28 protein-coding genes and 1 riboswitch are annotated in these 24,007 nt (G+C 63.1%); of the genes, 14 read left to right on the top strand and 14 right to left on the bottom strand.

Annotated elements, in window-relative coordinates; translation table 11 throughout:
* The first annotated feature begins 88 nt into the window (after positions 1-88).
* Positions 89-607 (top strand): acyloxyacyl hydrolase, encoded by a 519-nt coding sequence (locus HU760_RS20615; RefSeq protein WP_186673749.1) that lies wholly within the window; start codon positions 89-91, stop codon positions 605-607.
* A gap of 38 nt (positions 608-645) precedes the next feature.
* On the opposite strand, the gene HU760_RS20610 is transcribed toward HU760_RS20615, so the two are convergent.
* The 5 genes from HU760_RS20610 to HU760_RS20590 form a co-directional block, all read right to left on the bottom strand.
* A complete protein-coding gene (locus HU760_RS20610; protein ID WP_186673747.1) occupies positions 646-1,344 on the bottom strand; it encodes an SDR family NAD(P)-dependent oxidoreductase in 699 nt (232 codons plus the stop codon).
* Positions 1,341-2,783 (bottom strand): deoxyribodipyrimidine photo-lyase, encoded by a 1,443-nt coding sequence (gene phrB, locus HU760_RS20605; RefSeq protein ID WP_186673740.1) that lies wholly within the window; start codon positions 2,781-2,783, stop codon positions 1,341-1,343. The genes HU760_RS20610 and phrB overlap by 4 nt, the downstream gene beginning before the upstream one ends.
* On the bottom strand, positions 2,774-3,673 hold the full coding sequence (locus HU760_RS20600) for a MerR family transcriptional regulator (RefSeq protein WP_186673738.1): 900 nt from the start codon (positions 3,671-3,673) through the stop codon (positions 2,774-2,776). Before HU760_RS20600 ends, phrB begins: the two co-directional genes overlap by 10 nt.
* Complete coding sequence (locus HU760_RS20595; protein ID WP_186673736.1) at positions 3,663-4,631, bottom strand: YbgA family protein; 969 nt, start codon at positions 4,629-4,631, stop codon at positions 3,663-3,665. Before HU760_RS20595 ends, HU760_RS20600 begins: the two co-directional genes overlap by 11 nt.
* A 97-nt stretch (positions 4,632-4,728) precedes the next feature.
* Positions 4,729-5,715, bottom strand: coding sequence for an NAD(P)/FAD-dependent oxidoreductase (locus HU760_RS20590; protein ID WP_186673734.1), 987 nt, complete (start codon positions 5,713-5,715; stop codon positions 4,729-4,731).
* 187 nt (positions 5,716-5,902) lie between these two features.
* On the opposite strand from HU760_RS20590, the gene HU760_RS20585 reads away from it, so the two are divergent.
* Positions 5,903-6,808 (top strand): TIGR01777 family oxidoreductase, encoded by a 906-nt coding sequence (locus tag HU760_RS20585; protein WP_186673733.1) that lies wholly within the window; start codon positions 5,903-5,905, stop codon positions 6,806-6,808.
* Between the two features lie 13 nt (positions 6,809-6,821).
* Positions 6,822-7,838 (top strand): ferrochelatase, encoded by a 1,017-nt coding sequence (hemH, locus tag HU760_RS20580; protein WP_186673731.1) that lies wholly within the window; start codon positions 6,822-6,824, stop codon positions 7,836-7,838.
* Positions 7,839-7,869: 31 nt separating this feature from the next.
* Here hemH and HU760_RS20575 read toward each other — a convergent pair whose 3' ends face one another.
* A complete protein-coding gene (locus HU760_RS20575) occupies positions 7,870-9,144 on the bottom strand; it encodes a uracil-xanthine permease family protein (protein WP_186673729.1) in 1,275 nt (424 codons plus the stop codon).
* Positions 9,145-9,146: 2 nt separating this feature from the next.
* Positions 9,147-9,785 carry a uracil phosphoribosyltransferase gene (gene upp, locus HU760_RS20570; protein WP_186673728.1) on the bottom strand — a complete coding sequence of 213 codons (639 nt, stop codon included), beginning with the start codon at positions 9,783-9,785 and terminating at the stop codon, positions 9,147-9,149.
* A 159-nt stretch (positions 9,786-9,944) separates the two neighbouring features.
* On the opposite strand from upp, the gene HU760_RS20565 reads away from it, so the two are divergent.
* The 4 genes from HU760_RS20565 to HU760_RS20550 all read left to right on the top strand — a co-directional run bounded on the left by HU760_RS20565 (position 9,945) and on the right by HU760_RS20550 (position 11,869).
* Positions 9,945-10,502, top strand: a complete 558-nt coding sequence (locus HU760_RS20565; RefSeq protein WP_186673726.1) for a hypoxanthine-guanine phosphoribosyltransferase — start codon at positions 9,945-9,947, stop codon at positions 10,500-10,502.
* Between the two features lie 2 nt (positions 10,503-10,504).
* Positions 10,505-10,978 carry a WbuC family cupin fold metalloprotein gene (locus tag HU760_RS20560; protein WP_186673724.1) on the top strand — a complete coding sequence of 158 codons (474 nt, stop codon included), beginning with the start codon at positions 10,505-10,507 and terminating at the stop codon, positions 10,976-10,978.
* 61 nt (positions 10,979-11,039) lie between these two features.
* Positions 11,040-11,510 (top strand): hypothetical protein, encoded by a 471-nt coding sequence (locus HU760_RS20555; RefSeq protein WP_186673722.1) that lies wholly within the window; start codon positions 11,040-11,042, stop codon positions 11,508-11,510.
* A 68-nt stretch (positions 11,511-11,578) separates the two neighbouring features.
* Positions 11,579-11,869, top strand: a complete 291-nt coding sequence (locus HU760_RS20550) for a PA4642 family protein (protein ID WP_186673721.1) — start codon at positions 11,579-11,581, stop codon at positions 11,867-11,869.
* A 56-nt stretch (positions 11,870-11,925) separates the two neighbouring features.
* Here the strand turns inward: HU760_RS20550 and mqo are convergent, their stop codons facing one another.
* Together mqo and HU760_RS20540 are read right to left on the bottom strand one after the other, a co-directional pair.
* A complete protein-coding gene (gene mqo, locus HU760_RS20545; RefSeq protein ID WP_186673719.1) occupies positions 11,926-13,434 on the bottom strand; it encodes a malate dehydrogenase (quinone) in 1,509 nt (502 codons plus the stop codon).
* A 597-nt stretch (positions 13,435-14,031) separates the two neighbouring features.
* On the bottom strand, positions 14,032-14,265 hold the full coding sequence (locus tag HU760_RS20540; RefSeq protein ID WP_186673710.1) for a hypothetical protein: 234 nt from the start codon (positions 14,263-14,265) through the stop codon (positions 14,032-14,034).
* Positions 14,266-14,410: 145 nt separating this feature from the next.
* On the opposite strand from HU760_RS20540, the gene HU760_RS20535 reads away from it, so the two are divergent.
* A complete protein-coding gene (locus HU760_RS20535) occupies positions 14,411-14,995 on the top strand; it encodes a YajG family lipoprotein (RefSeq protein WP_186673708.1) in 585 nt (194 codons plus the stop codon).
* 103 nt (positions 14,996-15,098) lie between these two features.
* Here the strand turns inward: HU760_RS20535 and HU760_RS20530 are convergent, their stop codons facing one another.
* A complete protein-coding gene (locus HU760_RS20530; RefSeq protein ID WP_186673706.1) occupies positions 15,099-15,305 on the bottom strand; it encodes a hypothetical protein in 207 nt (68 codons plus the stop codon).
* A 160-nt stretch (positions 15,306-15,465) separates the two neighbouring features.
* Here HU760_RS20530 and HU760_RS20525 point away from each other — a divergent pair, with 160 nt between their 5' ends.
* Positions 15,466-15,726, top strand: a complete 261-nt coding sequence (locus tag HU760_RS20525) for a hypothetical protein (RefSeq protein WP_186673704.1) — start codon at positions 15,466-15,468, stop codon at positions 15,724-15,726.
* Positions 15,727-15,758: 32 nt separating this feature from the next.
* Here the strand turns inward: HU760_RS20525 and HU760_RS20520 are convergent, their stop codons facing one another.
* Complete coding sequence (locus HU760_RS20520; RefSeq protein WP_186673702.1) at positions 15,759-16,928, bottom strand: 1-acyl-sn-glycerol-3-phosphate acyltransferase; 1,170 nt, start codon at positions 16,926-16,928, stop codon at positions 15,759-15,761.
* Between the two features lie 122 nt (positions 16,929-17,050).
* Here HU760_RS20520 and HU760_RS20515 point away from each other — a divergent pair, with 122 nt between their 5' ends.
* From HU760_RS20515 to HU760_RS20500, 4 genes are all read left to right on the top strand, one after another.
* Positions 17,051-17,236 (top strand): CPXCG motif-containing cysteine-rich protein, encoded by a 186-nt coding sequence (locus tag HU760_RS20515; RefSeq protein WP_170028275.1) that lies wholly within the window; start codon positions 17,051-17,053, stop codon positions 17,234-17,236.
* The gene (locus HU760_RS20510) at positions 17,236-17,496 is read left to right on the top strand and encodes a putative signal transducing protein (RefSeq protein WP_186673694.1); all 261 of its coding nucleotides are present in this window, start codon (positions 17,236-17,238) and stop codon (positions 17,494-17,496) included. Before HU760_RS20515 ends, HU760_RS20510 begins: the two co-directional genes overlap by 1 nt.
* 15 nt (positions 17,497-17,511) lie before the next feature.
* The gene (locus HU760_RS20505) at positions 17,512-18,132 is read left to right on the top strand and encodes an SOS response-associated peptidase (RefSeq protein ID WP_186673692.1); all 621 of its coding nucleotides are present in this window, start codon (positions 17,512-17,514) and stop codon (positions 18,130-18,132) included.
* 115 nt (positions 18,133-18,247) lie between these two features.
* Complete coding sequence (locus HU760_RS20500; RefSeq protein ID WP_186673690.1) at positions 18,248-19,063, top strand: M48 family metallopeptidase; 816 nt, start codon at positions 18,248-18,250, stop codon at positions 19,061-19,063.
* A gap of 40 nt (positions 19,064-19,103) precedes the next feature.
* Here HU760_RS20500 and HU760_RS20495 read toward each other — a convergent pair whose 3' ends face one another.
* The 3 genes from HU760_RS20495 to HU760_RS20485 all read right to left on the bottom strand — a co-directional run bounded on the left by HU760_RS20495 (position 19,104) and on the right by HU760_RS20485 (position 21,972).
* Positions 19,104-19,688, bottom strand: coding sequence for a TMEM165/GDT1 family protein (locus HU760_RS20495; RefSeq protein WP_186673688.1), 585 nt, complete (start codon positions 19,686-19,688; stop codon positions 19,104-19,106).
* Between the two features lie 87 nt (positions 19,689-19,775).
* Positions 19,776-19,916, bottom strand: a riboswitch (yybP-ykoY riboswitch).
* A 39-nt stretch (positions 19,917-19,955) separates the two neighbouring features.
* Entirely contained in the window at positions 19,956-20,954 is a 999-nt protein-coding gene (locus HU760_RS20490; protein ID WP_186673686.1) for a methyltransferase, read from the bottom strand.
* Between the two features lie 52 nt (positions 20,955-21,006).
* A complete protein-coding gene (locus HU760_RS20485; RefSeq protein WP_186673683.1) occupies positions 21,007-21,972 on the bottom strand; it encodes a 2-hydroxyacid dehydrogenase in 966 nt (321 codons plus the stop codon).
* A 225-nt stretch (positions 21,973-22,197) separates the two neighbouring features.
* Here HU760_RS20485 and HU760_RS20480 point away from each other — a divergent pair, with 225 nt between their 5' ends.
* Positions 22,198-23,880: a fatty acid--CoA ligase gene (locus HU760_RS20480; protein WP_186673682.1), complete on the top strand. Its 1,683-nt coding sequence runs from the start codon at positions 22,198-22,200 to the stop codon at positions 23,878-23,880.
* Positions 23,881-24,007: the final 127 nt, after the last annotated feature.

Raw genomic sequence — 24,007 nt, 5'->3', positions numbered from 1 at the left:
GCTGAACTATCGTACCACTGCCGCTTTCTACCGTTTGCCTGACTTGAGGCGGACACTAATAACAGCATCAGGAAGAAGGATGTTTCTCATGAAGAAACTGCTGTGCTTGGCGGCGGCTGCCGTCGTAACCCTGGGGCAAGCATTGACGGCGCAGGCTGCCGACGTTTCGTTTTCGGTGGGGCAGACCGGCGACTCGACCATGGTCTATCGGTTGGGGCTGCAGTCGAACTGGGACGCGAGCTGGTGGCAGACCAGTGTCGGTCGCCTGACCGGCTACTGGGATGGGGCCTACAGTTACTGGGAGGGGGATGAGACCGCCAGCAACCACAGCCTCTCGTTCGCACCGGTATTCGTCTACGAGTTTGCTGGCGACTCGGTGAAACCGTACATCGAGGCAGGTATTGGCGTGGCGGCCTTCTCCAGCACCGAACTGGAGGACAACGACCTAGGCTCGTCGTTCCAGTTCGAAGACCGTATCGGCTTTGGTCTGCGCTTTGCCGGTGGGCATGAGATCGGGGTACGGGCGACCCACTATTCCAACGCGGGCATCAAACAGCCCAACGATGGGGTGGAAAGCTATAGCCTGCATTACCGCATGGCGCTCTGAGCCAGCCCGGCAGGCGCGCCCTGCAGGCGCCGTGCCGGCTAGCGTGGCAGAGGCCACAACCTGCTTGGGTCAAGGGTTTCCAGCACCAGCTCCGGTTCCCGCTGCGGCCACCGCCGCAGCAGTTCTTCTGCCGCGCTCTGCGGTGTCCAGGCCTCCGGTATCGCCTGCGCAGGGGTCACTGGTGCCTTGAGCGACTGTGGCCCCACCACGGTCAGCTCGACCCCTTGAGCCTTCAATGCCTGGCGCTGCTCGCGGATCCACTGCGGCATGTTGTTCCAGCCCGCGTTCGGCTGCGTCGGCGCGTACAACTGCAACGCTGAGTAACGGTTGAAAATCGCCATCACCTGCGGCGAGTCGCCTTGGGCCAGTAAAGGCAGGGTATTGACCAGGCAATGTTCGCCGGCCAACTGGTTGCTGGTGACGATCGCCTCGAACAGCTCGCTGTCTGCCTCATTGTCCGCCAGGTAATCGCTGGTCCCTGCATTGAGGATCAGACCATCCAGCGAGCACCAGGCATGGCAGACCTGTCGGGCGGCCTGCGCCGCCTGCTGTTCGTCATGCAGTTGCCAGGGCAAGCGCAGCAGTTGGCGGCCATAGCGCACCGCCAAGGCGTCCAGCGCCTCGTCATCCTTGCCACTTGCGGCAACCCGGTGCCCTTGCCCGAGTAACCCCTCCACCAACGCCAGGCCTAGTCCACTGCCGGCGCCCGTCACCCAGATATTACGAACATTACTCACGATATTGCCCTCTGATTCTGCCGACGCGGGAGGTTCTTGAATGCTTCCAGTGCGCGTTGGCGACTGCTGTCGAGATCGACAATGGGACTGCGATACGAATGTTTAGCAAAAAGATCGGCTGTCTTCATCGGCAGATGAATTGTTTTTTCATCTAGCCCCTGTAATTCAGGCAACCAGTGGCGAATGAAGTGCCCCTGGGGATCGAAACGCTGTGACTGCGAAACCGGGTTGAAGAGGCGGAAATAGGGTACAGCGTCGGTGCCGGTGGACGCGCTCCACTGCCAGCCGCCGTTGTTGGCGGCGAGATCGCCATCGATCAGGTGGCGCATGAAGTACCGCTCGCCCTTGCGCCAGTCGATCAGCAGGTTCTTGCTGAGGAACATGGCCACGATCATGCGCAGGCGGTTGTGCATCCATCCGGTGTGCAACAGCTGGCGCATCGCGGCATCGATGATCGGAAAGCCGGTGCGGCCCTGTTCCCAGGCTTCGAGATCGGCCGGTGCGTCGCGCCAGGGCAAGGCTTCGGTGTGGGGGCGGAAGGCGCGGTGGCGCGAGACCTGTGGATAACCGGTCAGGATGTGCTTGTAGAATTCGCGCCAGAGCAGTTCGTTGATCCAGGTTTGCACGCCGCTGCTGCCGCTGTCGAGCTCGCCCCGGTTGCTGGCCAGGGCGCCATGCAGGCACTGGCGCGGCGAGATCACGCCTGCGGCCAGGTAGGGGGAGAGCTGGCTGGTGCCAGGCTTGGCTGGCAAGTCGCGCAGTTGTTGATAATCGTCGATGGTCTGGTCGACAAAGCGGGCCAGCCGCGCCTGTGCCTCGGCTTCACCGGCAGGCCAGTGTTCGCGCAGGGCGCGCCCCGGCTGTTCGAAGCCATTCACCTGCGTGGGTATGGGGTCGCTGGCGATCTGTAGCGGTGCCTGACGCTGCACCCGCCGGGCCAGGGCCGGCAGGCTGCGGTGCAGGTGCTCCAGGCAGCTCTTCCTGAACTGGCTGAATACCTGAAAGTAATCACCACTGCGGGTGAGGATGGTACCCGGACGGAACAACAGCTGATCGAGATGGCTATGAACCTGGATGGCTGAGCCTTCCAGCAAGGCCTGCGTGGCGTCGTCGCGGCGCTGCTCGTTGAGGCCGTACTCTTCGTTCCAGTGCACACGTTGCACCCGATGCTGGCGGCATACCTCAAGCACGGTCTGTGGCGCCTGCTCCCAGGTGTCGACCGTGCGAATCAGCAGAGGAATGTTCAAGCGCGCCAGTGACTGACTAAGGTCGCGCAGGTTGCGCAGCCAGAAGTCGACTTTGCAGGCGGCATCGTCATGAGCCCGCCACTGCTCGGGGCTGACCAGCCACAGGGCGATGGTCGGGCCGCTTTCACTGGCGGCACTGAGTGCGGTGTTGTCATCGATGCGCAGGTCGCTGCGCAGCCAGGTCAATTGCATGATGGGTCCAGTCCTGCAGGCGGCCGGTGATTGCCTTGAAGCAAGCGCAGGGCGGCCTGGGGGGTGTCGAAGAAGGAGAGGTCGGGGTGGTCGAGGTTACCGAGCTGCACTTCGTGCATGGCCATTGTCGATCCGCCCAGCAGGGCGGGAGTTGGCAGACTGTGCAGCATGCGTTGCAGCGCCTTTGCATCGATGCGCGGGCCAAGGTGCAGGATGACGGCTCGCACTTTCAGGGTGGTGGCGGCATGGCTGAGTTGAGCACCAGCGATGGGATGCTCCAGCACTTCGACGGCGATACCGTTATTGGTCAGCAGCCAGGCGCATAACCATAGTTCTGGGTTGAAGCCGCGCTCGTGATCATCGGCCAACAGCACCGCCGGGCCCTGCAGCAACTGGTTGTCGTGATAGACCCGGGCACCGAGCTTGCTGCGCAGCCATGTGTTGAAAAAGATCTGCTCCAGCCCTGCATTGAAGTAGTTGCGCCAACGCAGGTCGAGTATGTCGAGCAGCGGCAGCAGCAATTGCTCGCACAGGGTCACTGCCGGGTACAGTGCCATGGCTTGGTTGAGCTGCTGGTCGAGCGCGCGTTGGGAGAGATTGGCGATGGCTTCGACCAACTGGAACTGCCTGGCCTGCCAGTCTCCTTTGGGAGGCGTGGCAGTGGGCTTGTCGAGCAGCTCGCCTACCTGGCTGACTGATGCACCGCGCTGCAGCCAGGCGAGGATTGTCAGTACCCGCTCGACCTGGTCCAGCGGGTACAGGCGATGGCCCTTCGCGGTGCGCTGAGGCTTGAGCAAGCCATAGCGCCGCTCCCAGGCCCGCAGGGTAACCGGGTTGACGCCGGTGCGGCGGGCCAGTTCACCGATGGGCAGCAGAATCTCAGACAGCATTGCGCAACCCCAGGCGCTCGGGATGCGGTTGCAGGTAGGCCTGTTGCAACAGGTACGGATCGGGGTGCTTGCGCAAATGGTGCTTGAGCAAGGTCAGCGGCACGACCAGCGGCACGACGCCCTGCTGGTACTGGCTGATGATGCTCTGCAGTTCGGCCTTGTCCTGGCGTGTCAGGGCATCCTTGAAGTAGCCGCTCAGGTGCTGCAGCACATTGCCATGGGTGCCGCGGCTGGCGCAGCGACGCAAGGCCTGCATCAGCTGGCTGAAGTAGCGCGGCCCTATGCTTTGCGGGTCGTCATCGCGGCGCATGCTGCCGAGCATGCGCCCCAGGGTGCGGTAGGCCTGGGGGTTGTTGGCCATCAGCAGGTACTTGTAGCGCGAATGGAAATGCACCAGCGCCCCGCGGCTGAGGCCCTCGGCCAGCAGACGCTGCCAGTCGGCATAGGCGTACACCCGGCTGATGAAGTTCTCGCGCAGTACGGCGTCGTGCAGGCGGCCTTCTTCTTCCACGGGCAGGTCGGGACGCTGTGCGCAGAACGCCTGGGCGAACACGCCACGCCCGCTGTGGAAGGCCGGGCGGCCGTTGTCCTGGTAGACTTTTACCCGCTCCAGCCCGCAGGACGGCGACTTCTGCATGAAGATGTAGCCGCAGATGTCATCGAGCTCTACCGCCATCTGCTCACCATAGCTACGCAGCGGGCCGGTCAGGTCGATGTCGGGATTGCGCGTGCCAACCACTTCCGGTTGCTCGGGGTCGCCGACCAGGCGAATCGGGTCGCGTGGTACACCCAGGCCGATGGCCACCTCCGGGCACACCGGCAACCAGTCGAAATGTTCCTCGAGCTGCGTTCGACACAAGTCGGAGGCCTTGTGGCCGCCGTTGTAGCGCACGCTGTGACCAGTCAGGCAGGCGCTGATGGCAATGCGCGGCTTGCGGTGCGTGGAGGGGTCGTGCATGGCTGTCTCCATAAACCTGTACATGGTCAATAACTTGTACAGGTTCATTCCAGCACAGCCAAGAAATTATGCAAACTAGTTTTTTTGTATAACTAGGTCACTCAAGGTGTTCCAGCAACCGCCGCGCTGCCTCCTGGCCGCTCAGCCAGGCACCTTCGACACGCCCGGACAGGCACCAGTCGCCACAGGCGTACAAGCCTTGGTCGGCATCGGCCAGCGCCCCCCACTCATGGTTGCTGGTCGGGCGGGCGTACAGCCAGCGGTGGGCCAAGGCAAAGGTCGGCGCCGGTACCACGCAGCCGACCAGCTCGGCGAATTCGCCCCACAGCTGTTCGATCACCTCTTCCTTGGGCAGGTCGATGTGTTGCCGGCTCCAGGCTGAGGTGGCATGCAGCACCCAGGTGTCGAGCTGCTCGTCACGGCCAGGTTTGCTACGGTTGCGCGCCAGCCAATCGAGCGGGTTGTCCTGTACGAAGCAGCCTTGCATAGGCGTGTCCAGCGGGGTCTGGAAGGCCAGCGCGACGGCCCAGGTGGGCTCCATCTGTACGCCAGCTGCAACGGCCGCCAGCTTCGGGGTAGCGGCCAGCAGCGGCGTGGCCTGTGGGGCCGGCACGGCGATGACCACGCGGCTGTACGGGCCGTGGCTGCAGCCGTCGGTATCCTGCAGGTGCCAGTACTGCTTGCCTCGGAATACCTCGGCGATGCGGCAGCCGAAGTTGACGGTTACATCCTTGAGCAGGCCGCGGGTGATGGCGCTCATGCGCGGTACCCCCACCCAGCGCGTCTGCTCGTCGGGAGAGGGGCTGAGTTCGCCATCACGATAATTGTACAGCTGCGGCTTCCACTGCTCGGCCCAGCCGGCGGCAACCCACTGTTGCACCTGCTCGACGAAGCGCCGGTCGCGGGCGGTAAAGTACTGGGCACCGAGATCCAGCGCGCCAGCTTCGCTGCGCTTGCTGGCCATACGCCCGCCACTGCCATGCCCTTTGTCGAACAAGTGCACGGACTGCCCGGCCTTCTGCAAAGCCTGGGCGGCAGACAGGCCGGCGATACCGGCCCCGATGATGGCGATAGGTACTGTCATGATGGCCTCTTTAAACCTTGCTGTGAGCAGACTACGCTTTCAGGCAAACCTGTACAATGCACAAATTCTGTATAAGGTTATTCCGCTTTGGCGGGCAGGTTGGCCTATGTTTATCCGAGAGCGTCGGGTCAAAAAAGTGCCTTGTTGTTAAAAATAGACCACCGCCGCATTCTGCGAGGACACAGCCATGCATATATTACTGACAGGCGGCACCGGGTTGATTGGCCGTCACCTGTGCCGGTACTGGCTTGGCCAGGGGCATCGACTGACGGTGTGGAGCCGGCGGCCTGAGCAGGTGCCGACAATCTGTGGGACTGGTGTGCGTGGCATCGGCCACCTGGAGCAGCTGGAAGCTGGCGAACAGCTCGATGCGGTGATCAACCTGGCTGGTGCACCGATCGCCGACCGGCCCTGGACGGCAACTCGGCGCAACCTGCTGTGGGCCAGCCGCATCGCCCTTACCGAACAGTTGCTGAGCTGGCTGGGCAGCCGTGAGCAACGCCCGGAAGTGCTGATTTCCGGTTCGGCGGTGGGCTGGTACGGGGATGGGGGCGAACGCGAGCTGACCGAGGCTTCACCGCCGGTGCGTGAAGATTTCGCCAGCCAGTTGTGCATTGCCTGGGAAGAAACCGCCCTGCGTTCCCAGGCCCAGGGCATTCGCGTGGTGCTGGTACGGACCGGGTTGGTGCTGGCCGGTGATGGCGGCTTTTTGTCGCGCCTGCGCATGCCCTTCAAACTGGGACTGGGCGGGCCGCTGGGCAATGGGCGGCAGTGGATGCCCTGGATCCATATAGACGACCAGGTCGCCCTGATTGATTTTCTCTTGCAGCACAAGGACGCCAGCGGTCCCTATAATGCCTGCGCCCCAGAGCCGGTACGCAACCGCGAGTTCGCCAGGCGCCTGGGCCGCACCTTGCATCGCCCGGCGTTGCTGCCGGTGCCGGCAGTGCTGCTCAAGGCCGTGCTTGGCGAACTGTCGGTCCTGCTGCTCGGCGGCCAGCGCGCGCGCCCGGTACGCTTGCTGGCGGCAGGCTTTACCTTCCGCTTCAACGATTTGCAATCGGCCCTGGACAACTTGTCCAGCCAACTCTGACATAGGACGCTGCATGACCGATCACGCCCTGCTGCTGGTCAACCTGGGTTCCCCTGCTTCCACCTCGGTGGCCGATGTGCGCCGCTACCTCGACCAGTTCCTCATGGACCCGTATGTGGTCGACCTTCCCTGGCCGCTGCGGCGCCTGCTGGTGTCGCTGATCCTGATCAAGCGGCCGGAGCAGTCGGCACACGCCTATGGCTCGATCTGGTGGGACGAGGGCTCGCCGCTGGTAGTGCTGACCCGGCGCCTGCAAGCGGCAATGGTCGACCACTGGCCCCACGGCCCGGTGGAAATCGCTATGCGCTACGGCCAGCCGGCCTTGCCTGACGTGCTGGAACGGCTTGCGCAACAAGGTGTGCGCAAGGTGACCCTGGCCCCGCTTTATCCACAGTTCGCTGACAGCACGGTGACCACCGTGATAGAGCAGGCCAGGCAGACCATCGACAAGCAGCGGTTGCCGCTGCAGATGCGCGTGCTGCAACCGTTCTACCAACACCCGGCGTACATCGAGGCGCTGGCCGCCAGCGCCCGTCCTTACCTGGAGCAGCCGTATGACCACGTACTGCTCAGCTTCCACGGCCTGCCGGAACGACACCTGAAGAAGCTGTTCCCGAAAGGCAGCCGCCACGACCTGCGGGCTGCCGATTGTTGTCATGATGCATCCAGCGAAGTGCGTGCGGTTTGCTACCGTGGGCAGTGCCTGGCCACGGCCAGGGCTTTTGCGCAGAGCATGGGCATTGCCGAGGGTAAATGGTCGGTATCGTTCCAGTCGCGACTGGGCCGGGACAAGTGGATCGAGCCCTACACCGAGACGCGGCTGGATGAACTGGCCAAGGCCGGGGTGAAGAAGTTGCTGGTGATGTGCCCGGCGTTTGTCGCTGATTGCATCGAGACGCTGGAAGAGATCGGCATGCGTGGCAGCGAGCAGTTTGTCGAAGCCGGTGGGCAGGAACTGGTGCTGGTGCCTTGCCTGAATGACCACCCGGAGTGGGTGAGGGTGTTGGCCGATATGTGCAAGAACGCTTGAATAGCTGGGGCCGCACAGCGGCCCCAGGATCTCAAGGCATCGGATCATCCAGCTTCTTGTGCTTCCAACCATCATTGCCCGGCAGGATCAGGTTCAGGGCGATCGCCACGATGGCGCACAGGGCAATGCCCTTCAGGCCCCAGTCGTCCGGGCCATCGCCGCTGCCGATGAGCACGCCGCCGATACCGAACACCAGGGTCACCGAGACGATCACCAGGTTGCGCGCTTCGGCCAGGTCGATCTTGTGGCGGATCATGGTGTTCATGCCCACCGCTGCGATCGAGCCGAACAGCAGGCACAGGATGCCGCCCATCACCGGCACCGGGATGCTCTGCAGCAGCGCACCGAACTTGCCGATGAAGGCCAGGGTGATGGCGAAAATCGCCGCCCAGGTCATGATCTTCGGGTTGTAGTTCTTGGTCAGCATCACCGCGCCGGTCACTTCGGCGTAGGTGGTGTTGGGCGGGCCGCCGAACAGGCCGGCTGCGGTGGTGGCCAGGCCGTCACCCAGCAGGGTGCGGTGCAGGCCGGGTTTCTTCAGGTAGTCACGGCCGGTCACGCTGCCGACTGCGATCACCCCGCCGATGTGCTCGATCGCCGGTGCCAGGGCAACCGGGACGATGAACAGGATGGCCTGCCAGTTGAACGCCGGCGCGGTGAAGTTGGGCAGCTCCAGCCAGGGGGCGGCGGCGATTTTGGCGGTATCGACCACGCCAAAGGCGAACGACAGGGCAAAGCCTACCAACACGCCGGCAATGATCGGCACCAGGCGGAAGATGCCTTTGCCGAACACGGCGACGATCAACGTGGTCAGCAGGGCGGGCATCGAGATCATCATCGCGGTCTTGTACGGCAGCAGCACACTGCCGTCCCCGGCCTTGCCCATGGCCATGTTCGCAGCGATCGGTGCCATGGCCAAACCGATGGAAATGATTACCGGGCCGATTACGACCGGTGGCAACATGCGGTCGATGAAACCGGTGCCCTTGATTTTCACCATCAGGCCCATGAAGGTGTAGACGAAGCCTGCGGCCATCACGCCGCCCATCGTTTCGGCCAGGCCGAACTGGCCCTTGGCGAGGATGATCGGGGTGATGAAGGCAAAGCTCGAGGCCAGGAACACCGGTACCTGGCGGCCGGTGACCAGCTGGAACAGCAGAGTGCCGATGCCGGCGGTGAACAACGCGACGTTCGGGTCGAGGCCGGTGATCAATGGCATCAGCACCAGCGCGCCGAACGCCACGAAGAGCATCTGCGCGCCCGAAACGACCTGGCGCCAGAGCGGGTCGTTGAAGCCGTCCTGCATGGTCAGGCGTCCTTTTGCTTGGTGCCGAAGATCTTGTCACCGGCATCGCCAAGGCCAGGCACGATATAGCCGTGCTCGTTCAGGCGCTGGTCGATCGACGCGGTGTAGATCTGCACGTCCGGGTGGGCTTTTTCCACCGCTTCGATGCCTTCCGGCGCGGCCACCAGGACCATGGCACGGATTTCCTTGCAGCCGGCCTTCTTCAGCAGGTCGATGGTGGCGACCATCGAACCGCCGGTGGCCAGCATCGGGTCGATGATCAGGGCCAGGCGCTGGTTGATGTCCGGGGCGAGCTTTTCCAGGTAGGTGTGGGCTTCGAGGGTTTCTTCGTTGCGGGCAACGCCGACCGCGCTGACCTTGGCCCCCGGGATCAGGCTGAGCACCCCGTCGAGCATGCCGATGCCGGCGCGCAGGATCGGCACCACGGTAATCTTCTTGCCAGCGATCTTTTCAGCCTGCACCTTGCCGCACCAGCCGTCGATCTCGTAGGTTTCCAGCGGCAGGTCCTGGGTCGCTTCGTAGGTCAGGAGCGCGCCGACTTCCTGGGCGAGTTCGCGAAAATTCTTGGTGCTGATATCGGCACGGCGCATCAGGCCGAGCTTGTGGCGGATCAGCGGATGGCGGATCTCACGAGTGGGCATAGGGGGCTCCGAAAGGCGGGCAAAAAAACCGGGCTAGATTAATCTATTCAACCTGTGCTGTCGTCTGGTCATTTTGGACGTTAGTCCATAAATGCTTGATCTGTGACGAGCGGATGCGTACCTTTGCCCGCTTTTCCAAAGTGCCACCCGGAGAGCGCCATGTCCGCCGATCTCGAGCATATCCGTCAAGTCATGCATGAGGCTGACTGCCTGTACACCGAAGCCGAAGTCGAAGCGGCCATCGCCAAAGTCGGCGAGCAGATCTGCAAGGACCTGCACGACAAGAATCCGGTGGTGTTCTGCGTAATGAACGGCGGCCTGATCTTTTCCGGCAAATTGCTGACCCACCTGCAGTTCCCGCTGGAGGCCAGCTACCTGCACGCCACCCGCTACCGCAACCAGACCAGTGGCGGCGAGTTGTTCTGGAAGGCCAAGCCGGAAGTTTCGTTCATTGACCGTGACGTGCTGATCGTCGACGACATTCTCGATGAAGGCCATACCCTCAGCGCCATTATCGAGTTCTGCAAGCACGCCGGCGCGCGCTCGGTGCACACTGCAGTGCTGATCGACAAGGACCACGACCGCAAGGCCAGCCCGGACCTCAAGGCCGACTATGTGGGCCTGCCCTGCGTCGACCGTTACATCTTCGGATATGGCATGGACTACAAAGGTTACTGGCGCAACGCCAACGGCATCTTCGCCGTCAAGGGGCTGTAACCATGTGCCAGCCTGCGTTCATCGACCAAGCGTTGTTCGCCGGGCTGGCCGCGCAGGCTGCTGCCAATCCACGCCGGCGTCAGCACCATAACTTCCACGAGATGGAAGAACCCTGCCACCGCATGGCAGCGGGGTTGCAGCCAAGCACTTACATCCCGCCGCATCGGCACCTGAGCGACGACAAGGCGGAAACTCTGATCGTGCTCAAGGGGCGCCTGGGCCTGCTGCTCTTCGATGAGCAGGGCGCGGTGACCGGCAAGCGGATATTGCAGGCTGGCGGCGACTGCCTGGGCGTGGACCTGGCGCCCGGCACCTACCATGGGTTGGTGGTACTGGAGCCGGACAGCATCCTGTTCGAGTGCAAGGCCGGTCCGTACCGCCCGGTGGGCGAGGGCGAACATGCGCACTGGGCACCGCGCGAGGGTGACGGGCGCGTTGCCGAGTACCAGGCCTGGATGCTTGCGCAGTTCGATTGATGTGGCCGCCCCTGGCCCAAACCCAGCATGCTAGAGTGCCCCTTCATACAAGGAGCCTCACATGCGTGCGTTTCTTCCCGTTCTGCTGGCGGTCAGCCTGCCACTCGCCGCCGCACCGCTGCACAGCCAGTTCCTGCCACCTGACGACCAGGCCCTGCGCCAGGAAGCGCCGACCGGCCAGCAATTGCTGCAAGTGACCGATTATTCGGTGGTCGTCGGGGCCCAGCGCCAGTCCGACCAGCAGCCGATCCCGATCACTTCATCATTGCAGGTGCGCCTCAAGGGCAAGCCACTAAACAAGGGCGCCACCATTGCCCAGGTGCTGCTGACCTTCGACGGGGAAGCGGCGAAGAGCCTGAAGAAGCCGGTGTATGACGAGAAGACCCGCACCCTGAGCCTGAATTACCCGGTCAGCGACTACCGGGTGATCATGGACCTGCTGCGCAACGAGACGCTGTATGTGCAGTTCCTCACCTACGGTAACGGCCATATCTGGGCCGACCTGCACACCGGCACCGTACGTACGCGTTGAGGCGCGCGGCCTGCGGGGGGTACACTGCCGGCCTTCGAAATTCCGTGATGGTCCAGTTGGAGTCGGCAATGCGTAAAGACAAGAAACAGGTAATCGGCGACGAAATCAGCGACGACTACATCAAGACGTTCCTGCAATTCGAGCCCGCCGACGGGGTGACCTCGCCGTCGCTGCACAAGCTGGTCAAGGCCTACCGCGGCCTGCGTGTCGATGACTTCGAACGCTTTATCGGCTTCTTCGTCGAAGCGGGCCTGGACCTGGATGGCAAGGACGAGCACGGCAAGACCTTCGTCGAGCAGATTGCCGACCAGCGCAATGCGGCGGAGTACCTCGAGATCATCGCCAAAGCCCGTGGCTGATAAAGGTCCAGGCACAAAAAAACGCCCCGAGGGGCGTTTTTTCGTTACCGGTCAAGTCAGGCGTAATGCTTGGCCGCCGGGCTGCTCTCCACCAGGTCCAGCGCCACGTCGTTGTCGGCACTGATCTTGTGGTACAGGGCAGCGTCGGTCGCCAGGGTCTTCTCGCGAGCCGGGAAGATTTCCTTGAGCTTGGCAGCCCAGGCACCTTTGGCCTGCTCGGGGAAGCAGCGCTCGATCAGTTCCAGCATGATCGACACGGTTACCGAAGCACCCGGCGATGCGCCGAGCAGTGCGGCCAGACTGCCGTCCTGGGCCGAAACCAGCTCGGTACCGAACTGCAGCACACCGCCTTTCTTCGGGTCTTTCTTGATGATCTGCACACGCTGGCCAGCCACTTCCAGGCGCCAGTCTTCGGCCTTGGCCTGTGGGTAGAAGCGACGCAGGGCCTCCAGGCGCTGTTCCATCGACTGCATCACTTCACTGACCAGGTACTTGGTCAGGTCCATGTTGTCGCGGGCCACGGCCAGCATCGGGCCGATGTTACCCATGCGCACCGACAGGGGCAGGTCCATCAGCGAACCGTGCTTGAGGAACTTGGTGGTGAAGCCGGCGTACGGCCCGAACAGCAGTGATTTCTTGCCGTCGACCACACGGGTGTCCAGGTGCGGTACCGACATCGGCGGGGCGCCGACCGCAGCCTGGCTGTAGACCTTGGCCTGGTGTTGCTTGACGATTTCCGGGTTGTCGCAACGTAGCCACTGGCCGCTGACCGGGAAGCCACCGAAGCCTTTGCTTTCCGGAATGCCAGACATCTGCAGCAGTGGCAGGGCCGCGCCACCGGCGCCGAGGAAGACGAAGCGAGCGTCCACTTCGCGGCTGCCGCCGCTGTTCACGTCCTTGATGCTCACGGTCCAGCCGCTGCCGTTACGGCGCAGGCCGACGACCTTCTTGCTGTACTTGACCTGTGCATGCTCGGCGTCGCCCAGCAGCTTGAGCAGCTTGTTGGTCAGTGCGCCGAAATTGACGTCGGTGCCCTTGAGGACGCGGGTGGCGGCGATGCGCTGGTCGGCCGGGCGGCCTGGCATCATCAGCGGCATCCATTCCTTCATCAGCGCCTTGTCTTCGGTGTATTCCATGTCGGCGAAGGCATGGTGCTGCTTGAGCAGCTCGAAGCGCTTCTTGAGGAAGGCAATACCCTTGTCACCCTCGACGTAGCTCAGGTGCGGGACAGGGTTGATGAAAGCACGCGCCGAGCCGAAGTTGCCCTTCTTGCTCAGGTAGGCCCAGAACTGGCGCGAGACCTCGAACTGGGTGTTGATGTGCACGGCCTTCTTGATGTCGATGCTGCCATCGGCGGCCTGCGGCGTGTAGTTAAGCTCGCACAGGCCGGCGTGGCCGGTACCTGCGTTGTTCCAGGGGTTGGAGCTTTCCGCGGCTCCGGAGTCCATCGCCTCGACGACCTCGAGTTTCAGGGTCGGGTCGAGCTCCTTGAGCAGTACGGCCAGGGTGGCACTCATGATGCCCGCGCCTACCAGTACCACATCAACCGATTCGTTCTGCGCCATTTAACGCGTCTCCACAATCTACAGCTACCTAATTGACAGCATAGGACCTGGGGTCACCAGGATCGCCATGTCCGACTTATCGCAGTTCTTGCAACTTCCGCGGGCACCGCCAATCAGTCTTCGGGTTCGCTATTGAACGCCGTTTGCCACGGGTGCGGCAATTCGACTTATGGTCAAGGTGTCGTGCGTGCGTTATGGAACGGCTCAGATGCTCATCCGGGATGAGCGCATTTGCCGCCTGTTCAGGGCTGTTCGGGACACATCTGCCGCTTTTGCACATGCCAGACTGTTCATTTGCTCGCCACACTCTTGTGAAGTTGTGAAAACCGTTTTTTCACGCTCTTTTGGAGACGTGAACCTCAAAAGGGGGCTGCGCGATGGCAACCCGCAGGTTCATGCAGTGTGAAGGGCCGGAAAGCAGGCACGACAGCCGATGCAAGACCTGAGTGGAAGGCTCTCTGTGGGCGAAGCGGTGAAGTTGCCGGGGTCAATCGGCGATGCGGGGCCCGATCAGGAGACGTCCTTATAATCGGGGGGAGATTATAGCGATGTCGCGCGCAGAAATGTCGCCATTCGTGGTTTTTATTGCAGCGTTTGTCAGGCCGCGAGGATGCGCTGGTGCCAGCGGCGGCTTGCTCGTGCGCAAACCCGGGCGCTGGCGGGCAGCTCGCGGCCCAGCCAGGCGAGCTGGATTTCCTCGACCCGGACCCAGCCGCTGCCGCTGGGCGCCTGGCTGCATTGCTTGAAGGCCAGGCATTTGCCGTCGGCGTCGAGGTGGGCATAGGCGTTGTGGCGCGGGCGTCGGAAGAGCAGGGTCCAGAGCGAGGCCATGGCAGCAGGTCCTGTGCGTTAGGGCTTGGCGCTAGGATAAGGGCGTGGCGATGAAACGATTGTGACAAGCGGGCCGGACCGATGACTGGTCGATGTGTCGCTGGGTATACTGTGGGCCTTCGCCGCATTTTCTGGAGTAACGCGCATGTTGCAACGTCTGTTGTTCGGTTTGATCGCCGTGGCCAGTCTCAGCCTGGTTGGTTGTGCCCACAGCCCGCAACAACTCAACCCGCAACCCACGCTCAAGGCCCAGCTTGCCCCGGTCGGCCATGGCCAGCCGGTCGTGGTCCGGGTCGTTGATGGCCGGGCGTCGCAGTCCCTGGGCACTCGTGGTGGCATGTACCCCGAAACCAGCACCATCAGCGTCAGCGGTAACGACATCGTGCCCAAGCTACAGGCCCAGGCCGAAGCCGCAGTGCGCCTGCTCGGCTTTACCCCGACGCCGAATGCCTACAACGCGCCGAAGCTGACCGTAACCCTGGCCGAATTGAAGTACCAGTCGCCGAAAGACAACCTGTACGTCACCGAGGCGACCATCGGCGCTACCTTCCGTGCTGACGTTGCCAATGGCGGCCGCAGCTACAGCGGCCGTTACGGTGCTTCGCTGGACCAGCGTTTCGGCATGGCGCCGAACCAGGAGACCAACAACCAGTTGGTGGGCGATGTGCTGAGCGATGCCCTGACCCGCCTGTTCAAGGACCCGACCATCGGGCAGGTGCTGGGGCAGTAAGCCTCTAGCCGCATGAAGAAAACCCGCTGCCTGTGTTTCAGGTAGCGGGTTTTTTGTTGGCTGTACTTTTCGCGGGTTCAGCCGCGAAGAGGCCGGCCCAGGCTTACGCAGCTTCTATCCGGAAATCCAGCACGCTGAAGCCGGTATGGGTATCGATATCCGGCAGGCTCTCATGCGCATGCCCGCCCAATGCGCAATACACCAGCCATTGGCGGTCCTGCACGTTGATGGCAAAACCATCGATCAGCGCCTGTTGGTCATCGTTCTGGGTAACCAGATAGAGGCGGTCCTGGTTTTCGGCGTGCAGCATGAACAAGCTCCGGATCATGGAAAGGCCGACAGGATGGCCTGTTCAGATGACGAGCAGGTGACAGATGAAATTTAATGACACTTTGTCGCCCGGGCGGGGCGTCAGGGCTTGACTTGGGTAGAATGCGGGCCTTTGCCGTCGCTCACACCGAGGTTGCGTGATGTCCTTGCAAGTGCTCTGGGGGTTTCTGGCCGCCCACCCGACCAAGCTGATCAATCTGCTGGCGCTGCTGCTGACCTGCCCGGGCGGGTTGCTGCTGCACAGTGCACGGCGCCGCGAGGCGGAAACCCGCGAGATGCTGGCGCTGGAGGATGTGCTGGTCGATGCATTCGACCTGCGGGTACCGCGGTATTTCTATATTCTTGGTTTTTCGTGCCTGGCGATGGCTTTGCTGCTGTCCTGGCTCAGTACCTGGGTCTGATTTCGGGGCTGCAAAGCAGCCCCGGCGTGCCATCAGGCAACCGATGCCTGCTGCCTGACCTGATACTGGTTACGCACCGGCGTCGCATACTGCAACACCAGGTACGGCCGCTGCTCTTCAGGGCAAGCCTCCAGGCGGCGTTGCCATTCCTCCCTGGCGCGGGCCAGTTCATCAGCCGGGAATACCTTTTCGGCATTCGGCACCTGCAACGACTCATCCTTGCCGTCCCACATCGCATACGCCAGGTAATGGACCGGGAACAGCCGGTAGCCACCGAGGATCTGACGGTCGATTTCCGCGGCCAGTTGCTTGGTGTCCTCGTAGTACTCGGTCACCGGTGGGGCGAAATTGATATGTACCCTGCCTTTGTAGCCGGTAATACCCTTGGCGATGCTGTTGTCGTCCTCGCCCGGTGCCTTCTTGTAGGTGCCGGTGGTGGCGCGGATATAGAGCTCGCGGGCCTTGGCCTGGTCGCACGGGTCGTATTCGTAGCTGATCGACACCGGCGTCAGGTTCAGGCTCTGGATCACTGCGCCGAACGGTTCGTCCTTGCGGCTCATGTGGAACATCTTGAGGATCGCCGAATCGGTGCGATCGTCACCGTCCTTGGCACGGCCTTCGGCCTGGGCGATCCAGATCGACGTAACGTCGTTGCGGATCGAGTGGTTGATGTACGCCGAAAGCAACTGGTAGGCGGCCAGTTTCTCGCGCCGCCCACTGATAGAACGGTGCACGATGAAGCTCTTGTTCAGGCGCATCATGTCGCTGACAAAGGGTTTCTGCAGCAGGTTGTCACCGATGGCGATGCGCGGCGTGGGCAGGCCAGCGTGGTACACCGCGTAGTTGACGAAGGCCGGGTCCATGACGATGTCGCGGTGGTTGGCCAGGAACAGATAGGCAGTGCCGGCCTTGAGCTGCTCGACGCCAGAGTAGGTGACGCCGTCGGTAGCGCGATCGATGGTCTGGTCGACGTAGTACTCGACTTTGTCCTGCAAGGTCGAGACACAGGTAACACCGGCGAATTCCTTGCGCAGGCGGCGGGCGATCAGCGGCTTGAGCAGCCAGCCCAGGGCGCCGGCCGCACGCGGGAAGCGGAAGTGCGTGAGGATATCGAGGAATGCCGGGTCGCTGAGCAGGCGTGCCAGAACGGCAGGGACCTCAGCGTCGTCGTACGGTCGGATGGCATCGAATTCGCCCATCATGCTCTCTTGTTGGAAACGGCTAGGGTAATAAGGTAGGGACGGGCTCCGAAAAACGGCTCGGACGCACGCAGGCCCTGTAAACAGACCGGCAATTATACGCATAAGTCACTGCGGAGACCGCGATGCTGGAAACCGACTTCTACGATTGCCCTTATTGTGGCGAACGGGTGGAAACTACCGTCGACCTGTCTGCTGGCGACCAGGTCTATACCGAGGATTGCCAGGTGTGTTGCCAGCCTGTGGTGTGCATTCTGCAGGTGCATGGTGACGAATGGTTGCTCGAAGTCCGCCGTGAGGATGACACCTGATGCAGCGCATCTACGAACCGGAAAGCCTGCTCGAGGCGGAAATGCTGGCGGGTATGCTCGCCAGCGAAGGGGTCGAGGTGCACGTGGTTGGCCGTGACCTGGTTGGTGCCGCCGGTGAACTGCCCCTGCAAGGCCTGTTGGGGCTGGCTGTGGTCGATGAGCAGGCCGAATACGCACGACAGCTGATCGATGCGTACAATGACGCCCAGCCACTGGTTGGCGACGAACCGGAGAGTTTCCCCGGTACCTTGATCTGCTAGGTTCTGAATTCGCCCATGTGTGGACGTTACGCGCTGTTTCGCTGGCCCCAGGCGCTGACCTGCCTACCGGGCTTTCCTGCCGGGCAACCGGCTCAATGGAACATCTCGCCCGGAGCTTCGGTGCTGATCCAGCGCCAGTTGGACGGCCAGTTGCAACTGGCCAAGGCGCGCTGGGGGCTGACCCCGGCCTGGCTCACCGACCTGTCCCGCACCCCTGCCCATGCCCGCGCCGAGACGCTGGCCGAACAGCCGATGTTTCGCGATGCGTTCCGCCAGCGGCGCTGCCTGATGCCGGCCAACGGTTTCTACGAATGGCGTGGCAGTGTGCGCAAGCGCCCGTATTGGTTGACCCCAGGGGAGGGCGCATCGCTATACTTCGCCGCCGTGTGGGAGGCTTACCCGGTGCAGGACCAAGTGTGGCTGAGCTGTGCAGTGGTGACCCAGGCGGCAATGAACCAGCGCCGGCCGCTGATCCTGGACGAAGCAGGGCAGGCGGCCTGGCTTGACCCGGGCACGCCACTGACGCGCCTGCACGAGCTGCTGGCCAGCCCGTCGGCACAGTTGCGTGAGCGGGCATTGGCCAACTTTGTCAATGATCCGAAGCTGGACGCCCCGGAGTGCCTGACCCCGGCCTGATGGCCTGTCTGCACCCCGAGTTTTCGGGCTTCAGTGTGAAATCTTCTCTACGGCTATGGCGGCCCACAGGCCAGTCAGCCTAGGATACGGCGCATGTAGGAAAGGGAGTGTTTTCATGCGTAAGTCTTTTGTCGTCAGCCTGTTGAGTGCTGGCATCCTGCTAGCCGGCTGCCAGGCGGTGAATACCACCAGCGGCGGTGCTGTCGGCGTCGAACGCCAGCAATACATGTTCAGCATGCTTTCGGCCGATGAGGTCAACCAGATGTACGCCCAGTCGTACCAGCAGACCCTCGGCGAGGCGTCCAGCAAGGGTGTGCTCGACAAGTCCAGCGCCGATGCCAAGCGCGTGCAGGCCATCGCCAACCGCCTGATCGCTCAGACACCCAAGTTCCGTCCGGACGCCGCGCAGTGGGACTGGCAGGTCAACGTGATCAAGAGCGATGAACTCAACGCCAACTGCGGCCCGGGTGGCAAGATCATCGTTTATACCGGGCTGATCGACCAGCTCAAGCTCACCGACGCGGAAATCGCGGCGGTGGTCGGCCACGAGATCGCCCACGCCTTGCGTGAACACAGCCGCGAGGCAATGTCCAAGGCGTACGGTGTGGAAATGGCCCGCCAGGGTGCTGGTGCCATCTTTGGTCTGGGCCAGAGCAGCATGGCCCTGGCCGACACCGTGGTGAACTATGCCATGACCCTGCCCAACAGCCGGGCCAACGAAAACGAGGCCGACCTGATTGGCCTGGAGCTCTCGGCACGTGCCGGTTACGACCCGAATGCCGCGATCACCCTGTGGAACAAGATGACCAAGGCTTCCGAAGGTGCACCGCCCGAGTTCATGAGCACCCACCCGGCGTCGGAGAGCCGTATCGCTTCGCTGCAGGCGGCGATTCCGAAGGTGATGCCGCTGTATCAGGCGGCCAGGAAGTAATTGCTGGTCATGGGGCCGCGAAGCGGCCCCGCCTTCCAGGTTATCCCACCCAGCCACTGGCCTTCATCGCCGAATAAACGGCCACGATCGCCAGCACGAAGAACGCCGTCGCCGCCAGGCGACGGATCAGCGTCAGCGGCAGTTTGTCGGCTGCGAAATTACCTGCCAGCACCACCGGTACGTTGGCAATCAGCATGCCCAGGGTAGTGCCGATGATGACCATGATCAGGTGCGGATACTGAGCTGCCAGCATCACCGTGGCGACCTGGGTCTTGTCACCGATTTCTGCCAGGAAGAACGCGATCAGCGTCGTCAGGAACGGCCCGAAGCGGCGCGCGGGGCTCTCGTCATCATCCATCTTGTCCGGCACCAGGGTCCACAGTGCAGTGGCGGTAAAGCTCGCGGCCAGCACCCAGTGCAAAGCCGAATCGCTGAAGAAGCTGCCGACCCACGCTCCCACGGCACCGGCCGCAGCATGATTGGCCAGGGTCGCCGCGATGATGCCGGCGATGATTGGCCATGGCTTGCGGAAGCGGGCAGCGAGAATGAGCGCGAGCAGTTGCGTCTTGTCACCAATTTCGGCGAGCGCAACGATTGCGGTGGGGACCAACAGAGATTCCAGCATCAGGATTCCTACGGGGGCGGGTCGACACGGCTATGACACGTACAGCCTCCCCGCCCCGGGTAAGGTGTGCGTGTCATAGGTCTTGTCAAACCCCTGGATCCGTCTATGCGGATCTCGCCATGCAGGCTGCATGGTGGGTCGCACGCGCCATGGTCTGTGGACCAAGTATGTTGACGCGCACCGGGCGAGCTGGGCGCTCGCGGGAGACTACTCCCCTAGGACGGTGCGGATTCTGCCTAGGCAAAACGCATTCGGCAAGCGCTGTTTTTATCCACGTGTTGCCCGGTAGATGCGAAACCCGTCGGCTTCGTCGCGCACCTGGCAGTTGCCCAGCGCACCTTCGATCAGCGGTTGGTAGCGCAGGAAGCTGTTGGCGACCAGGCGCATTTCACCACCTTTTCGCAGATGAATTGCGGATTTTTTCAGCAGGTTTTCCGAGGCCTGGTAGTTGGTGTGAACCCCGCTGTGGAACGGCGGGTTGCTCAGGATCAGGCTTAGCTCGGTGGGTGCCGCGTCGATGCCGTCGCCGCTGATCACTTCGCCTTCCAGGCCATTGGCCGCCAGGGTCAGGCGGCTGGCGGCCACGGCGAAGGCATCCACGTCCAGCAGTGTCACGCGGCTTTGCGGATAACGGCGTTTGACCGTGGCGCCGAGCACCCCGGCGCCGCAGCCGAAGTCCAGCACATGCCCGCTCGGCAGGCCATCGAGGTGCTTGAGCAGCAGGGCAGTACCGCGATCGAGACGCCCATGGCTGAACACCCCGGGCAGGCTGACCACGTGCAACGGGCCGTCTTCCAGAGCGAGTTCGAAGCGTTCGGCCAGGCTTGCCAGGGGTTTGGCTTCTGGCGCCTGGGCGATGGTTACTTGCCACAGCTGGCAATGGCGGGCGCTGTCGAGTTTGCGCGGTTTGCCGAACGCCTGCAGCTGCCTGGCTGCGCCTTCGATGCCACCGCGTTTCTCGCCGACCAGGTACAGGTCGCGGCCGCCCAGGCGCGATGCCAGGGCATTGAGCAGGTAGGCCGCCAGTTCGCGGGACTTGGGCAGGAACAGTACGGCACTGTCGAAAGCCACCTCCGGCGGCTCGACCCCGTAGTGGCTACGGCCGGCGTAACGGCTTTCGAGCATGCCCTGATCGCCGGCATGCCAAGTCCATGCCTGGGCCTGGGGCAACTGGCCGAGCAGGCCGTCGGCTGGGGCGCCGGCGACCAGCAGCGGCCCCTGGAACAGCTCTGCCTGGCGGAGCAACACTTCACTGCGCGGGTCCATGGACGACGCCTCCTGAAAAAGTGGCGCAGTGTAGCAGAGCCGGGCGCCGCGCTCAGCTGACCACGCGGCGCGGCTGCCCGGCGAAGAAGGCCTGGGCGTTCTCGCTCAGCTGGCCGACGATGCGCTGGCGCGACTCCACTGCGCCCCAGGCGCTGTGCGGGGTGATGATCAGGCGCGGAATGCCGGGTTCAAGCAGCGGATTGCCGTTGATCGGCGGCTCCACGCTCAGCACGTCAGTGGCGGCGCCACCCAGGTGGCCGCTGCGCAGGGCATCGGCCAGCGCCTGCTCGTCGATGAGGCCGCCGCGAGCTGTGTTGACCAGCAGTGCGTTGGGCTTGAGCATGGCCAGTTCGCGGGCACCGAGCATGTGCCGGGTGTGCTCGTTCAGCGGGCAATGCAGGCTCAGGGCGTCGACGTGCGGCAGCAGCTCGTCCAGCGGCAGCCGGTCGGAGCGTTCCGGGCGGCCGGGGATCTGCCCGCTCAACACGCGCATGCCAAAGGCTTCGGCCAGCCGCGCCACCGCGCCGCCCAGCTCGCCGTGGCCGAGCAGGCCCAGGGTCTTGCCTTCGAGTTCGACGATGGGGAAGTCCAGCAGGCAGAACTGGCTGGCCTTGGCCCATTGGCCGTTGGCTACCGCCTGGTTGTAGTCGCACAGGCGGGTGGCCAGTGCCAGCAGCAGGGCGAGGGTGTGCTGGGCCACGGACGGTGTGCCATAGCCCTGGCAGTTGCATACGGTGATGCCTTGGGCACGGGCCGCCGCCAGGTCGACATTGTTGGTACCGGTGGCGGCGATCAGGATCAGTTGCAGTTGCGGGTTGGCGGCCAGCGTCGCGGCGTCGAGCATGACCTTGTTGCTGACCACCGCTACCGCGCCCTGCAGGCGTTCGGCGACCTGGTCCGGGCGGGTGGCGGCGTAGAGCTCGAATTCGTCGAACTGCTGCTTCAAGGGCGAGAGGTCGAGATCGCCCAGGTCCAGGGACTGGTGATCGAGAAACACGGCGCGACGCGGGCTGGGCATGGGGCTCTCCGGGGCAGGGCAGGGGATCGGTGTTCTGGGCCGCGAAAGGGCCCTCAAATCCTGAAGCTGTCGGCGCAGTGTCTAGCCCGCGGTTACCGCCCGTCAACGCCCGCCACTCATACCTTTGGCGCACAAATCATTCCTTCGGCTGATTTGGCCGTCACATTGGCGGACTACAGTAGTTGCCAGAGTTGCCCAGCCCGCCTTTTCCGAAAAGGGATACCCATGTTGCAGACCCGCATCATCAAGCCCGCCGAGGGCGCCTATGCCTACCCGCTGCTGATCAAACGCCTGCTGATGTCTGGCAGCCGCTATGAAAAGACTCGCGAAATCGTCTACCGCGACCAGTTGCGGCTGACCTATCCACAGCTCAACGAGCGCATCGCGCGCCTGGCCAACGTGCTGACCGAGGCGGGGGTGAAGGCGGGTGACACCGTGGCCGTGATGGACTGGGACAGCCACCGCTATCTGGAGTGCATGTTCGCCATCCCGATGATCGGTGCGGTTGTGCACACCATCAACGTGCGCCTGTCGCCTGAGCAGATCCTCTACACCATGAACCATGCCGAAGACCGCGTGGTGCTGGTCAACAGCGACTTCGTCGGCCTGTACCAGGCCATTGCCGGGCAATTGACCACTGTCGACAAGACCCTGCTGCTGACCGATGGCGCGGACAAGACCGCCGAGCTGCCCGGGCTGGTCGGCGAATACGAGCAATTGCTGGCCGCCGCCAGCCCGCACTACGCTTTCCCGGATTTCGACGAAAATTCGGTGGCCACCACTTTCTACACCACGGGCACTACCGGTAACCCCAAAGGTGTGTACTTCACCCACCGGCAACTGGTGCTGCACACCCTGGCCGAAGCTTCGGTGACCGGCAGCATCGACAGCGTGCGCCTGATGGGCAGCGACGACGTATACATGCCGATCACCCCGATGTTCCACGTGCACGCCTGGGGCATCCCCTACGTTGCCACCATGCTTGGCATGAAGCAGGTTTACCCGGGGCGCTACGAGCCGGAGATGCTGGTCAAGCTGTGGCGTGAGGAAAAGGTCACGTTCTCCCATTGCGTGCCGACCATCCTGCAGATGCTGCTCAACTGCCCGACCGCCCAGGGGCAAGGCTTCGGCGGCTGGAAGATCATCATTGGCGGCAGCGCGCTCAACCGTTCGCTGTACCAGGCCGCCCTGGCACGCGGCATCCAGCTGACGGCGGCGTATGGCATGTCGGAAACCTGCCCGCTGATTTCCGCCGCCCACCTGAACGACGAGCTGCAGGCCGGCAGCGAGGATGAGCGCGTCACCTATCGCATCAAGGCCGGCGTGCCGGTCCCGCTGGTGGAGGCGGCGATAGTCGACGGCGATGGCAACTTCCTGCCCGCTGACGGCGAAACCCAGGGCGAGTTGGTGCTGCGTGCCCCGTGGCTGACCCTGGGCTATTTCAAGGAACCGGAGAAGAGCGAGGAGCTGTGGCAGGGGGGCTGGCTGCATACCGGTGACGTCGCCACCCTGGACGGCATGGGCTACATCGACATCCGCGACCGCATCAAGGATGTGATCAAGACCGGCGGCGAGTGGATTTCTTCGCTCGATCTGGAAGACCTGATCAGCCGCCACCCGGCCGTGCGCGAAGTGGCCGTGGTGGGGGTGGCCGACCCGCAATGGGGCGAGCGCCCGTTTGCCCTGCTGGTTGTGCGTGAAGGCCAGGCCATCGACGCCAGGGCACTCAAGGAGCACCTCAAGCCCTTTGTCGAGCAAGGGCATATCAATAAATGGGCGATTCCAAGCCAGATCGCCATTGTTACTGAAATTCCCAAGACCAGTGTAGGCAAGCTCGACAAGAAACGCATCCGCCAGGACATCGTCCAGTGGCAGGCCAGCAACAGCGCCTTCCTTTCCACGCTATAACTGCCCTGCGGGTCGCGTTGCCTGGCACGCGACCCGCACCCTAGAGCGGTCTGGCCTTGCCAAACGGCGGAAATACGCCATCCTTTAGCACCGCCAGCGCGCCACCGACAGCACGCGGCTGCGCGTT

This window comes from Pseudomonas oryzicola (genome assembly GCF_014269185.2).
In the GTDB taxonomy this organism is placed as follows: domain Bacteria; phylum Pseudomonadota; class Gammaproteobacteria; order Pseudomonadales; family Pseudomonadaceae; genus Aquipseudomonas; species Aquipseudomonas oryzicola.
Note: the sequence above shows the minus strand (reverse complement) of the source record. Positions and strands in the feature narration are given on the sequence as shown.